Annotated in this window: 7 protein-coding genes and 1 pseudogene; 3 read left to right on the forward strand and 5 right to left on the reverse strand. The window is 70.0% G+C overall.

What is annotated here, in order from left to right:
• Positions 1 to 65: 65 nt before the first annotated feature.
• Complete coding sequence (locus tag MFF40_RS27600) at positions 66 to 821, reverse strand: pyrimidine 5'-nucleotidase (RefSeq protein WP_147856055.1); 756 nt, start codon at positions 819 to 821, stop codon at positions 66 to 68.
• 240 nt (positions 822 to 1061) lie between these two features.
• Positions 1062 to 1955 (reverse strand): acetylglutamate kinase, encoded by an 894-nt coding sequence (gene argB, locus MFF40_RS27605; RefSeq protein WP_147856054.1) that lies wholly within the window; start codon positions 1953 to 1955, stop codon positions 1062 to 1064.
• Positions 1956 to 2285: 330 nt separating this feature from the next.
• Here argB and MFF40_RS27610 point away from each other — a divergent pair, with 330 nt between their 5' ends.
• From MFF40_RS27610 to MFF40_RS27620, 3 genes are all read left to right on the forward strand, one after another.
• Positions 2286 to 3641, forward strand: a complete 1356-nt coding sequence (locus MFF40_RS27610; protein WP_147856053.1) for a UDP-glucose dehydrogenase family protein — start codon at positions 2286 to 2288, stop codon at positions 3639 to 3641.
• Positions 3642 to 4010: 369 nt separating this feature from the next.
• Positions 4011 to 11456: a type I polyketide synthase gene (locus MFF40_RS27615; RefSeq protein ID WP_238263033.1), complete on the forward strand. Its 7446-nt coding sequence runs from the start codon at positions 4011 to 4013 to the stop codon at positions 11454 to 11456.
• Entirely contained in the window at positions 11453 to 12820 is a 1368-nt protein-coding gene (locus MFF40_RS27620) for an aminotransferase class I/II-fold pyridoxal phosphate-dependent enzyme (protein ID WP_147856296.1), read from the forward strand. Before MFF40_RS27615 ends, MFF40_RS27620 begins: the two co-directional genes overlap by 4 nt.
• A 132-nt stretch (positions 12821 to 12952) precedes the next feature.
• Here the strand turns inward: MFF40_RS27620 and MFF40_RS27625 are convergent, their stop codons facing one another.
• From MFF40_RS27625 to MFF40_RS27635, 3 genes and pseudogenes are all read right to left on the reverse strand, one after another.
• Positions 12953 to 13468, reverse strand: coding sequence for a GNAT family N-acetyltransferase (locus MFF40_RS27625; RefSeq protein WP_238263035.1), 516 nt, complete (start codon positions 13466 to 13468; stop codon positions 12953 to 12955).
• Positions 13465 to 13752 carry a type II toxin-antitoxin system TacA family antitoxin gene (locus MFF40_RS27630; RefSeq protein ID WP_147857796.1) on the reverse strand — a complete coding sequence of 96 codons (288 nt, stop codon included), beginning with the start codon at positions 13750 to 13752 and terminating at the stop codon, positions 13465 to 13467. Before MFF40_RS27630 ends, MFF40_RS27625 begins: the two co-directional genes overlap by 4 nt.
• Before the next feature lie 291 nt (positions 13753 to 14043).
• A pseudogene (locus MFF40_RS27635) lies at positions 14044 to 14176 on the reverse strand (polysaccharide biosynthesis/export family protein); the annotation flags it as partial.

The raw sequence follows: 14176 nt of genomic DNA on the forward strand, positions 1-14176 counted from the left end.
CCTCAGAGCCATCGTCACTCAGACCGCCTGATCCCCTTCAAGCGATCGCCCTGCCGGTCGCCGCGTCAGGGGCGATCCGCGGCCGTGGAGCCCCGCGTCGCCACCGGCAGCACGCAGGCCGACAGGAAGGCGGCCAGATCGTCCGTGATGTGGTCGATGTGGGGCTCGCGCACCGCTTCCTGCTCGAAGGCTTCGCGGTAGGGATCGACGATCTTGGGGACCACCAGCACGGTGGCCATGCCGAGATCATGCGGCACCGCGAGGTTGCGGGCGATGTCCTCGAACAGGGCGGCCCGGGTCGGCTCGACCCCGTGGGCGTCCAAGAAGCGTTCGTAGGTCGAGCGCTCGGGCTTCGGCACGAAGTTGGCGGCCGCGATGTCGAACACGTCCTCGAAATGGTCGAGGATGCCGAGCTTGGCCGCGACGTTCTCGGCGTGGCGGCGCGACCCGTTGGTCAGGATCAGCTTGCGCCCGGGCAGCCGCTCGATCGCGTCGCCGAGGCTCTGGTCGAGCTTGATCGTCGAGTGATCGATGTCGTGAGCGAAGTCGAGGAAGTCGTGCGGATCGACCCCCTCCTCCGTCAGCAGCGCCGTCAGGGTCGTACCGTAGCGGTGGTAGAAGTATTTCTGCAGGGCGCGGGCCGAGATGCCGTCGATCCCGTAAAGCCGCATGACATAGAGCGTGATGCGCTCGTCCACCTGCGGCCAGACCTGCGCGTCGCTCGGATAGAGCGTGTTGTCGAGGTCGAACACCCAGGTGTCGACATCGGCGAACCCGCGCGACGCGGGGGTGGTGAACTGGGCTTTCTCCGGGTGGTGCACCGTGTCCCTTTGAAATCCTGATCCCTCGGATTCTAGAACCATGCCCGGTCGCAGTGCAATCGGATGCGGCTCGAAACCCTCGGTGCGACGCGGCCCCGACCGGCGATCCCTCCGGAATCGGCGGCCGGGTACGGCCAGGCTTGCAGCGCGGGCTTGCGCGAGGCTGAGCCGGGACGACGACAATGCGCGAGCGGCGCGGGCGTTGCCGCGTCCGATCCGCCCATCGCCGTCCCGACGAGGTCAGCTCCGGCGGATAAGGGTGCCGGCGCCGTAATCGGTGAACAGCTCCAGCAGCACCGCGTGGTTGACCTTGCCGTCCAGGATGACCACCGCCTCCACGCCCCGCTCGATCGCGTACATGCAGGTCTCGATCTTCGGGATCATGCCGCCCGTGATCGTGCCGTCGGCGATCAGGCGCCGGCAATCCTCCACGGTCAGCTCGGGGATCAGCTTCTTGTCCTTGTCGAGCACGCCCGGGACATCGGTGAGCAGCAGCAGCCGCTTGGCCCGCAGCGCCCCCGCGATGGCACCCGCGAAGGTGTCGGCGTTGACGTTGTAGGTCTGCCCGTCCGCCCCGTAGGCCACCGGCGCGAGGACCGGGATCAGCTCGGCCTTCAGCACCGCGTCGAGGACGCCGCGCTCGACATGATCCGGCTCGCCGACCAGGCCGAGATCGACCGTCTGCTCGGTGTGATTCTCGGGGTCGATGACGGTCTTCATCGCCCGCTTGGCGCGGACCATGTTGCCGTCCTTGCCGCACAGGCCGATGGCCCGGCCGCCCTCCGCCGAGATCCAGCCGACGATCTGCTTGTTGATCGAACCGGCCAGGACCATCTCGACCACCTCGACGGTGGCCTCGTCGGTGACCCGCAGGCCGCCGCGAAACTCGGATTGGATGCCGAGCCGGTCGAGCATCTTGCCGATCTGCGGGCCGCCGCCGTGCACCACGATCGGCTTCACGCCGGATTGCTCCAGGAGGACGATGTCCTCGGCGAAATCCTCGGCCGCCGCGCGGTCGCCCATGGCGTGGCCGCCATACTTGATGACCACGATCTCCTGGTCGTAGCGCTGCATGTGGGGCAGCGCCTGGGCCAGGACTTCGGCGCGCACGTGCACGTTCGGCAATTCGGTCATCGCGGTCCTTCGCCGATCCTATGAATGGGGCTTGGTCCTATGAATGGGGCCTGGCGGCGCGCGGTCTCGCCCGGCCGGCGGGCGCGCTTCTACAGGAAGCCGACCGCGCTGCGAAGCCGCGAACGCATGCGCGGAGGGCGCGCGACGGCGACAAGCTTCGGCCGCCGTCAAGCCGGACCTGTCGGCGTTGTCAAAAAACAGTCGTGTTTCCGCGGTGTTGCATGCGCGGAATGGAAACGGGCGCTGCCGAGCGGCCCGGGTTGCATCGCCGCCGGTCTCGGATCATGCTGCAGTGCAGCGAGCCGCACGGCGGGTTGCCGGGAGGACCGGATGCGGATTGCGATGATTGGGGCCGGGTATGTCGGCCTGGTATCCGGGGCCTGCCTCGCCGATTTCGGCCACAGCGTCGTCTGCATCGACCGCGACCCGGACAAGATCGCCAGCCTGAACGCCGGCCGCATGCCGATCTACGAGCCCGGGCTCGACGCCCTGGTCGCCGAGAACGTCCGGCAGGGCCGGCTCGCTTTCGGGACGAGCCTGCGGGAGGCGGTGGCCGAGGCGGACGCGGTGTTCATCGCGGTGGGGACGCCCTCGCGGCGCGGCGACGGCTTCGCCGACCTCTCCTTCGTGTTCGATGCCGCCCGGGAGATCGCCGGAGCGCTCACGGGCTTCACCGTGGTGGTGACGAAGTCGACGGTCCCGGTGGGCACCGGCGACGAGGTCGAGCGGATCATCCGCGAACGGCGGCCAGAGGCCGATGTCGCCGTGGCGTCGAACCCCGAGTTCCTGCGCGAGGGCGCGGCGATCTCGGACTTCAAGCGCCCGGACCGGATCGTGGTCGGCAGCGAGGATCCCCGCGCCGAGGCGGTGATGCGCGAGGTCTACCGGCCGCTCTATCTCAACGCCGCCCCGATCGTCGTGACCAGTCGCCGCACGGCGGAGCTGACCAAGTACGCCGCCAACGCGTTCCTGGCCGCCAAGATCACTTTCATCAACGAGATCGCCGACCTGTGCGAGGAGGTCGGCGCCGACGTCCAGCAGGTCGCCCGCGGCATCGGCCTCGACAACCGGATCGGCGGCAAGTTCCTGCATGCCGGCCCCGGCTACGGCGGCTCGTGCTTCCCGAAGGACACGCTGGCTTTGGTCAAGACCGCCCAGGATGCCGGGACGCCGCTGCGGCTGGTCGAGACCGTGGTGGCGGTCAACGACCAGCGCAAGCGCGCCATGGCCCGCAAGGTGATCAAGGCCTGCGGCGGCAGCGTCCGGGGCAGGACCGTGGCCCTGCTCGGCCTGACCTTCAAGCCCGACACCGACGACATGCGGGAGGCGCCGTCCCTGTCGATCGTGGCCGGCCTTCAGGATGCCGGCGCCAAGGTGCGCGCCTATGACCCGGAGGGGATGGAGCAGGCCCGGCCGCTCCTGCCCGGGGTGGACTTCGCGCAGGACGCCTACGCGTGCGCGGAGGGCGCGGACGCCCTGGTGATCGTCACCGAGTGGAACGCGTTCCGGGCGCTCGATCTCGACCGGCTGCGCCGGATCATGGCGCCGGCCGGGTCCGCCCCCGTGCTCATCGACCTGCGCAACATCTACGATCCCGTGACGGCCGAGCGCCACGGTTTCACCTATCGCGGCGTCGGACGATCCAAGGATAGCGCCAAGGCTTATGCCGCTCCGGGGACGTCTTGAACGTTGGCGGACCAGCGATCAGCCGTGCCGTTGCCGTTCTAGATCTGCAGGCTGCTGCAAAGATCTCTTTGGAAAACCCTCGCGGCCCCGGTAGACGGGCTCCGTCCGCCGACGCGCAACTGTGGCATTTCGATGGTCGCGCGACCGTCTCAACAGGCGGTCATGCCGAGCAAACTTGGCATTTCGGCCGTTGGCATTGGAGTGCAGCCTGATGAATACATGTCACAGCGCCGCGCAATCTGCCCGGGCAGGGATGACCTTGCCTGGGGGCAGGTTGGACACCGCAATGGTGCCACAGTAAGGGGTGAGACGGTACTCACTCGTCGCGAGCCGAGCCGACTTCCGATAACGAGCGTGTGCGAACCGAACGTGACACAACGTACAGACATTGCGATCGTCGGACGCGCATGCCGACTGCCCGGGGCCCCCAGCGTCGACGGGCTATGGCAACTCCTGTCCGAGGGACGCTGCGCCGTCAGCAAGGTTCCCAGTGACCGCTTCTCCCTCGACCGGTTCGCGCATCCGCGCGCCCAGGAGCGCGGGAAGAGCTACACCTGGGCCGCTGGCGTCATCGACGACATCTGGTCGTTCGACCCGGCCGTGTTCGGCATCTCGCCCCGCGAGGCCGAACAAATGGATCCGCAGCAGCGGATGCTGCTGGAGCTGACCTGGGAAGCCCTGGAGGATGCGGGTCTGCGTCCGTCGAGCGTGGCCGGCAGCAACATTGGCGTGTTCGTCGGCGCCTCGTCGCTCGATTACGGCAACCTGCGCATCCTCGACGCGGCCTCCGGCGACGCCTACGCGGCCACAGGCAACACGCTCTCGATCATCTCGAACCGCATTTCCTACATCTTCGACCTGAAGGGCCCGAGCTTCACGGTCGACACGGCCTGCTCGTCCTCGCTGGTCGCCTTCGACAACGCCGTGCAGGCGATCCAGTCGGGCCGGGTGGACACCGCGGTCGTGGCCGGCGTCAACGTGCTGGCGAGCCCGTTCAACTTCATCTGCTTCTCCACCGCGCAGATGCTCTCGCGCACCGGCCTGTGCCAGGCGTTCTCGAAGAACGCCGACGGCTACGTGCGTTCCGAGGGCGGCGTGGTGTTCGTGCTGCAATCGGCCGAGGCCGCGCGGCGCAACGGCGCCACCGTGCGCGCCCGGATCGTGGCCTCGGGCATCAATTCCGACGGCCGCACCACCGGCATCTCGCTGCCGTCGGGCTACGCCCAGGGCGCCCTGCTGGAGCGCGTGTACCGCGACGCGGGCATCAGCCTCGACGACCTCGCCTTCATGGAAGCGCACGGCACCGGCACGCCGGTGGGCGATCCGATCGAGGCCTCGGCCATCGGGACCAAGCTCGGCGTCGGCCGCCAGGCGCCGCTGCCGATCGGCTCGATCAAGACCAACATCGGCCACACCGAGCCGGTCTCCGGCCTCGCCGGCCTGATGAAGGCGACGCTGGCGCTGGAGCACAACCTCGTGCCGCCGTCGCTGCACGCGGCCGAGCTGAATCCCGACATCCCGTTCGACGAGCTGAACCTCCGCGTCGTCCGCGAGGCCCTGCCGATCACCCGCGGTCCGCGCGAGCGCTATGCGGGCGTGAACTCCTTCGGCTTCGGCGGCACCAACGCGCACGTCGTCATCACCGACGGCAACGTGGGCGCGCAGGCGGCGGAGGCCGCCCCGGCGCCGACCGCCCAGGTTCTGCTGCTTTCGGCCCAGACCCGCGCTGCCCTGAACGAGCTCGCCCTCGACTATGCCGAACGTCTCGAGGCTGAGCCCGAGCGGGTCGCCACCGTGGCCGCCGCGGTCGCCCATCGGCGCGAGCGCCTCCCCGCCCGCCTGGCGATCGCGCTGGACGGCAAGACCGACGTGGCCGCCGCCCTGCGCGCCGTCGGCGAGGGCGAGGACGCCCAGGACGCCTTCACCGGCACCGCGGTCGACCGCGCCGCCGAGGTCGCGTTCGTCTATTCCGGCAACGGCAGCCAGTGGGCCGGCATGGGCCGCGAGGCCTACGAGGAGAACCCGACGTTCCGGGCCGCCTTCGACAGGGTCGACACCCTGTTCCAGACCTATGCCGACTGGTCGCTCAAGCAGGCCCTCTACGCCGAGGACCTAGACGAGCGCCTGGCGCTCACCAGCGTCTCGCAGCCACTGATCTTCGCCATCGAGAGCGCCTCGACGGCCGCCCTCAAGGCTAAGGGCCTGATCCCCTCCTATGTGCTCGGCCACAGCGTCGGCGAGATCGCCGCCGCCGAGGCGGCCGGCGTCCTCACCCTCGAGGACGCGGTCCGGGTGATCTATTACCGCAGCCACCACCAGGAGACGACGCACGGCCAGGGCACCATGGCGGTGCTGCTGATGCCGGCCGAAGAGGTCGAGGCCTTCCTCAAGGATTACCCGTCCCTCGACATCGCCGCGTACAACAGCCCGAAGGCCGTCACGGTCGCCGGGCCCGTGGCCGACATCGAGGCTGCCCTCAAGGCGCTGTCGCGCAAGCGCCGCCGCGGCCGCAAGCTCGACCTCGCCTACGCCTTCCACGGGCGCCTGATGGACCCGACCGAGAAGCCGCTGCTGCGCGACCTCGCCGGACTGAAGGCGCAGGCCGGAACCACCGCGATGGTCTCCACCGTCACCGGCAGCGTGCTGGAGGGCGACAACTTCGGCGCCGGCTACTGGTGGCGCAACATCCGCGAGCCGGTGCGCTTCAGCGAGGCCGTGCAGGATGCCACCCGCCGCGGCGCCCGCGTATTCGTCGAGGTCGGACCGCGCGCGACGCTGATGTCCCATGTCGGCGACGCGGTCGAGCCGCTCGGCATCGAGACCGCCACGGTCGGCGTCATGCACCGCAAGGCGTCGGGCGGCGACCCGATCGCCAAGGCGGTCAGCGCCGCCCTGGTCCAGGGCGCGCAGGTCGACGAATCCCTGCTGTTCGGCGATGCCCCCCGGGGCGACGTGCGCCTGCCGACCTATCCGTGGCAGCGGCGTCCGTTCCGCCTGGCCGACACCCCCGAGAGCGTCGGCGCGATGAGCGCCCGCCCCTACCACCCGCTGATCGGCTCGCGGACCACCTTCGACGGCCTGGAATGGAACGGCTTCGTCGATCCGGCCACCCTGCCCGAGCTGGAGGACCACAAGGTCGACGGCCAGGTGATCATGCCCGGCGCCGGCTTCGTCGAGATGGCGCTGGCCTGCGTCCGCGAGGCGATGCGCCACGACGAGGTGGTGCTGGCCGATTTCGAGATCCTGTCGCCCATGGTGTTCGCCGAGGAGGCGCTGCGCGAGGTCGCGGTGCGTCTGTCGGGCACCGGCAACGGCATCCAGGTCCTCAGCCGCCCGCGCCTGACCCAGACGCCCTGGCAGCTCCACGCCCAGGCCAAGATCGTCGACGGCACGTTTACGGCCCCGAAGGCACCCGACCTGAACGGGTTCGACTTCGACACCGCCGGCGAGCAGGTCCTGACCGGCGAGGCGCTCTACGGCCGCGCCCGCGCTTCGGGCCTCGGCTTCGGCCCGAGCTTCCAGCAGGTCGCCATGAGCGCCCGGCTGGATGACATCACCATCGTGTCCGACCTGCTGCCGGCCGTGGCCGACGACCGGTTCACCCTGGTCCCGGCCCGCCTCGACGCCTGCTTCCACGGGCTGATCCTGCTGTTCGCGGACCTGCTCGGCGAGAACGCCGGCAAAGCCTACATCCCGGTGCGCTTCGGCGAGGTGCGGCTTCTGCGCCCCGGTGCGGTGATCGCCCGTTCGATCATCCGGACGCGGCGCTGCAACGAGCGCTCGATCCTGGCCGACTTCACCCTGCTCGACGCCGACGGCGCAGTGGTCGCCACGATCCGCGAGGGCCGTTTCCAGGCCCTGCGCGCCAAGGGCGGCGGCGACCTCTCGGCCTTCGCGATCTCGCAGGTGCCGGAGCTCGCCACCGAGCCGACCGCGATCCCGATGGAGCGCCGGCCGAGCGTGGCCGCCCGCCTGCGTCCGCTCACCGCCGAGGCGAAGGGGCCGGCCGACGCCGCCCTGTCGCCGGGCCACCTCCTGCTGGAGGGCTGGGCGACCTCGCTGGCCTATCGCCTCGCCTCCGGGCTGGCCGAGGGTGGGACCGTCTCGGTCGCCGACCGGCGCGTGCCCGAGGCCCTGCGCCCTTGGGTGCTGAACGCGCTCTACGCCCTGGAGAGCAGCGGCCTGGCCGAGCGTGCCGGCCAGAACTGGACCCTGGGCGAAGACGGCTCGGCGCTGCCGGCTCCCGACGAGATCATGCGTTGGATCGCGGGCGACCATCCGGATCTCTCCGCCGAACTGGTGCTGATCGCCGATGTCGGCGCCATGGTCGATCGCCTGCTCGCGGGCAAGCTGACCGAGGCCCCGGCCCTGCCTCAGGGCGCCATCGACGCCTTCGTCATGCGCTCGGCCACCGCCCGCCACACGGCCGACGTGGTCGCCGGCCTGATCGAGGCGAGCCGCGGACACCTGCCGAAGGAGCGCGCCCTGCGGGTCCTGCAGGTCGGCTTCGGCCCGCTCTCCGCCCAGGCGGCCGCCTTCGCGGCGGCGGCCGAGGCCCGGCTCACCGTGTTCGAGGCGGATCGCCGGCTCGCCGAGCGCGCGCGCCTGTCGCTGACCAACGGCGCCGCCGTCGTCGAGGCGGCGGACGAGTTCGCCCCCGGCAGCTTCGACCTGATCCTCGCGGCCGGCAGCCTGCATCGCGGCGATCGCGCCCTGCCGGGGCAGCTCTCCGGGGCGCTCGCCACCGGCGGCCTGCTGGTGGCCGTGGAGCCGGGCGCGTCCCTGTTCCGCGACCTCGTGTTCGGCCTCACGGGCGGATGGTTCGAGGAGGCCGTCGGCGGCATGCCGGTCGGGCGCCTGGAAGATATCGAGGGCTGGCAGCGCACGCTCAGCGCCCACGGCCTGGTCAAGGTCGCGGTCGAGCGCGCGGCGTCGGCCAACGGCGACGACCTGCTTCTGGTCGCCGAGGCGCCGGTGCGTCCGGGCCCCGCTCCGGCCCAGAGCTTCGCCTTCGTGATCGGCTCGGATGACGAGTTCGCGGCCGAGACGGCTTCGTCCCTGGCGACCCTGCTGGTCGCCGGCGGCGTGCACGTGTCGATCATCCTCGATTCCGAGACGTCGCTGATGGAGCTGGAGAAGGAGACCCCCGACACGGTGGTGTTCCTGGCCGGCGCCTTCACCCGCGGCGGCGAGGCGGCCGAGCGGCTGCGCGACCGCTGCCTCAGCCTGAAGCGCTGCACTGAGCATCTCGGTGCCCGCCAGACCCGCCTGTGGGTCGTGGCGCCGGGCGCCACCCGCGACCGCGGCGGCCAGACCACCAACATCGAGGCCGGCGTGTGGGCGTTCTCGCGCACCCTAGCCAACGAGGCGCCGAACCTCGACGTGCGCCGCATCGACCTCTCGCCCGAGATGTCGTCGAAGCGGGCCTCCGAGCGTCTGCGTGACCTCATCCTCTCCGGTACGCCGGAGACCGAGATCGTGCTGGACGACGAGCGGACGCAGGTCGTGCGCTTCCATGCCGGCCGGCCCAAGCACCGGGATCTGGCGGATGCCGTCCCGGCCGAGGCCGCGCGCCTGGAGCGCAGCAACACCGGCGGCCTCAACGAGATGGTCTGGGGCCCGGCCGAGCGCCGCACCCCCGGCAAGGGCGAGATCGAGATCGCGGTCGAGGCCACCGGCCTGAACTTCCGCGACGTCCTGTGGGCGCTCTCGATGCTGCCCGAGGAGATCCTGGAGGACGGCTTCGCCGGTCCCCGGCTAGGCCTCGAATGCGCCGGCCGGGTCACGGCCGTCGGCCCGGGCGTGAAGGGGTTCAAGGCCGGCGACCCGGTCGTCGCCTTCGCCCAGTCGGGCTTCGCCACCCACATCGTGGTGCCCGAGATCGTCGTCGCGCCGAGCCCGCAGGGCCTCGACCCGATGGCGGCCGCGACCGTCCCGGTGGCGTTCCTGACCGCCTATTACGGCCTCGTCTCCTGCGCCCGGATGCGGCGCGGGGAGTGGGTGCTGGTCCATGGCGGCGCGGGCGGCGTCGGCCTCGCCGCGCTGCAGATCGCCAAGCTGAAGGGCGCGCGGGTCATCGCCACCGCCGGCTCCCGCGAGAAGCGGGCCCTGGTGAAGGCGCTGGGTGCCGAGCACGTGCTCGATTCCCGCTCGCTGGCTTTCGTGGACGAGGTCCGGGCGATCACCGGCGACGGCGTCGACATCGTGCTGAACAGCCTGTTCGGCGAGGCGATGGAGCGCTCGCTCAACGCGCTTCGGCCGTTCGGCCGCTTCGTCGAGCTGGGCAAGCGCGATTACGTCGCCAACACCCATATCGGCCTCCGCCCGTTCCGGCGGAACCTCAGCTACTTCGGCGTCGACCTAGATCAGGTGATCCAGCACCAGGGCGACGACGGCGCGCGGATGTTCCGCGAGGTCATGGCCCTGTTCAACGACGGCGGCCTCAAGCCCCTGCCGTACCAGCCGTTCACGGCGGCCGAGACATCGGACGCGTTCCGGCTGATGCAGCAATCGGGTCACATCGGTAAGATCGTGATCAGCCCGCCCAAGGCCGGCACGATCCTCAAGGAGACCAAGCGGCCGTTCACGGTCTCGGAGACCGGCGTTCACCTCGTGACCGGCGGCCTCGGCGGCTTCGGCCTGGAGGCGGCGCGCTGGCTCGTCGACAAGGGTGCCCGGCACCTCGTGCTCGCCGGCCGCAAGGGCGCGACCACCGACGAGGCCAAGGCGATCGTCGCCGAACTCTCTGGGCGCGGCGCCAAGGTCGAGGCCAAGGCCGTCGACATCACCAGCCGCTCGGCGGTGGATCGCCTGATCGCCGAGATCGAGCAAGGCGGGAAGAAGCTCGCGGGCGTTCTCCACGCCGCGGCGGTGCTTCAGGACGGCCTGATCGCCAACATCGACGCGGCGGCGCTGGACGCCGTGATCGGCCCGAAGGTGGTCGGCGTCCAGCATTTGGACGCCGCCACCCGGGACCGCAGCCTCGACTACTTCGTGATGTTCTCGTCGGCCACGACGTTCATCGGCAACCCCGGCCAGGGCTCCTACGTCGCCGCCAACGGCTTCATGGAAGGCCTGGCTCGGCAGCGCCGCCGCCGCGGCCTGCCCGCTTTGGCGGTGGCCTGGGGCGCGATCGGCGATGTCGGCATGCTCGCCCGCAACAAGGCGGTCATGGAAGGTCTCGCCGGCCGCGTCGGCGTCACCCCGATGGAGGCGCGCCGCTGCCTTGACTTGATGGCGGATGCCCTGGAGAGCCAGGGGACCTCGCCGGACGAGGCGGTGATCGCCATCGCGGCGATGCACTGGGGCAAGGCGCGCGAGCGGCTCGCCACGATGCGCTCGCCGAGCTACGCCGACCTCGGGTCGGACCAGCAGGCGGAGGCCGGCGGCGTCCAGGCGATCAACATCGGCGCGCTCCTCAAGGGGGGCGACGTGGATGCGGTCCGCAAGACGGTGTCGGACGCGATCGTCGAGGACATCGCGCGCATCCTGCGCCTGCCCAAGGACGACATCAGCCGCGTGCGCCAGCTCTCCGAGATCGGTCTCGACTCGCTGATGGGCGTCGAGCTCGGCGCCAGCCTGCAGGAGCGCTTCGCCCTCGATGCGCCGCCCGCCGGCCTGTCGTCCGGCATGACGGTCAACGAGCTGTCGGAGTCCTTAATTCAGGCGGTTTCCGCGCCCATGGATGAAGCGGCCGGTGTCGCGATGAGCCTCGTCTCGAAGCATATCGGTGGTGAGATCGATGCGCAGATGATGGCGCCGCTCAGGGAACTCATCGAGAAGACCAACAGCGAGATCAAAGAGACCAACTCATGACCGATACGGCACGGCCTGACGGCGGGCGCGCGGCGCTCGCCGGCTTCGTGACGAACCGCCTCGGACGCGCGACGCCGCGCCCGGCGCCCGCCAAGGCGGCTTCTCCGGCCGGGCAATCGGCTGCGCAGAACTTCGAGAACCTGCCGGGCTACCGCGAGCTGCAGTTGCAGCGCCAGGCGGCGCAGCTGATCGGGCTGGGCAACCCGTTCTTCCGCGTCCACGACGCGAAGGCCGGCGCGACCACACGGATCGACCAGAAGACCTTCACCAACTTCTCGTCGTACGACTATCTCGGCCTGAACGGGCATCCCCGGGTCAGCAACGCGGCCCGAGAGGCGATCGACGCCTACGGTACCTCCGCGTCGGCGAGCCGTGTGGTGGCGGGCGAGCGGCCGGGCCATATCAGCCTCGAGCAGGCCCTGGCGAAGCACTACCGCACCGAGGGCTGCATCGTGATGGTGAGCGGCCACGCCACCAACGTCACGACCATCGGGGCGCTTCTGGAAGCCGGCGACGTGATCTTCCACGACGCGCTGTCGCACAACAGCATCGTCACCGGCGCGCAGCTCTCCGGCGCCCAGCGCCGCTCCTTCGCGCATAACGACCTCGACGCCCTGGAGAGCCTTCTCCAGAACACCCGCCACGAGCACCGCCGGGCGCTGATCGTGGTCGAGGGCCTGTACAGCATGGACGGCGACGCGCCGGACCTCGCGGGTCTCGTTGCGCTCAAGAAGCGCTACGACGCGTGGCTGATGGTCGACGAGGCGCATGGCCTCGGCGTCACCGGCCGCACCGGGGCGGGCCTGTTCGAGCATTGCGGCGTCGACCCGAAGGAGGTCGACCTCTGGATGGGCACGCTGTCGAAGACGCTCTCGACCTGCGGCGGCTACATCTGCGGCCCGATCGCCTTGATCGAGTACCTCAAGCACACCGCCGGCGGCTTCGTGTATAGCGTCGGCATGTCGCCGCCGCTTGCCGCCGCCGCCGAGGCGGCGCTGGCGGTGATGCATGCCGAGCCGGAGCGGGTCGAGCGCCTGCGCCAGAACGGCACGCTGTTCCTGGCCACCGCCAAGAAGCTCGGCCTCGATACCGGCTTCAGCCTCGGGCTCGCGGTGGTGCCGATCATCGTGGGTGACTCGCTCAAGGCCGTGACCCTGTCGGATCGCCTGTTCCGACGCGGCATCAACGTGCAGCCGATCATCCACCCGGCCGTGCCTGAGCGGGCCTCGCGCCTGCGCTTCTTCCTTACCTCCGAGCACACCGCGGACCAGATTCGCGACACCGTGAACGCGGTGGCCGAGGAGATGACGGCGATCGATAAGGGCGGCTCGCTGATCGAGCAGCTGCTGGCCAAGCGCGGCTGAGTTTTTTCGAGCTGCGTCCGAAGAATTCGTCGCACACCTTCGACGAACTCAAACGTGAGCATCAGGCCGGATCGGTTTACCGGCATGATGCTGTAAGCCATGATGCCTAAAGCATAGTGCGCTGAACGCCCGTCATGCCCCGCCTCGGTTCAGCACGATGAGGCCGGTCGCGATCGGCAGGAACAGCCGCATCGGCTTGTCGATCAGCGGCCTGAAGCCGAGATCCGCGTAGAACGTCGCGGCTCGTTCATCGATGGCGTCCGCAAAGATCGCGTGGCTGCCGATGGCGGCCGAGGCCACGGTACGGATCGCATCGAACACCAGAACCTCCCCCAGCCCCTGCCCACGGAAGGCTTCGTCCCGCCCCATCCAGCCCAGCAGGGCGGCCGGCACGGTCGGGTAGCGCGGCAGCTTCTTGGCGAGCACGTCCGGGAGGTCCGTCAGCGGCACGCTGTTCGAAGACAGGGTGTAGAATCCCCCGACCCGCCCGGTCGCCACCTCGCGAGCGACGAAGCAGGCCGCGTAGCGGCGCTTCACGTCCTGGGCGACGGTCTGGCGGAAATAGGCATCGACACGGTCGTTGCCGCTGGCAAAGCCGCTTCGGTCGTGGGCCTTGGACAACGGCTCGATGACGAACGGCGCCGTCACCGAAGCTGGATCAGGGCCGCATGGCGCTCGGCGGCGCGCTTCAGACGATCGGTCGGCTTAGGCGGATCGATCAGGGCTTCCGCGAACCGCACCTGGTCGGCGCGGGCCAGCCGCAGGATCTCGGCCTCCTCGACAACGCGCCTTGCATCCTCGCCGGCCGTCGCGATGAGGTAGCCGGTCAGGGTCATGCCGCGCAGCTGTGCCGCGCGCTGCAGTGTGTCGTAGACTGGCACTGGTACCCTGGCCTCCAGCCGCGCCGTTCCGTCGTCCGTCTTGACCTTCATGGAACACCTTCCCGGTCCATCTCGATACGGCAAATTGCCGTACAAAGCAAAAACAGGCGCGTTAGACCATCGGCGTGGGGTGGGATGTGGCGATCTCGGTTCAAGCCCTCGAAGGCATCGAGCGATCGACTCGGTCGCGCCCCGTTGTGTGAGCGATATACGCTCCCGGGATCCCAACGCGAACCATCCTCGCGATACGCCAAACGAAACAGGGCGCGGATGGCATCCGCGCCCTGTTTGCGTCTTCCGGATCTCGGCCCCGCCGGCCCGGAGGCCGGCGGGTCGGCCGAGCTACTTGGCGTAGGCGTAGGCGGTGGCCGCGGAACTGAGCGGGCCCGTGACGCCGCTGAAGGCGGTCAGCACCTTCTGGACCTCGGTGAACGGGGCGTTCGAGACGTAGATCAGGTCGCGGTTGCGCATGCGG

Source organism: Methylobacterium mesophilicum (assembly GCF_022179445.1).
GTDB classification, from domain to species: Bacteria; Pseudomonadota; Alphaproteobacteria; order Rhizobiales; family Beijerinckiaceae; genus Methylobacterium; species Methylobacterium mesophilicum.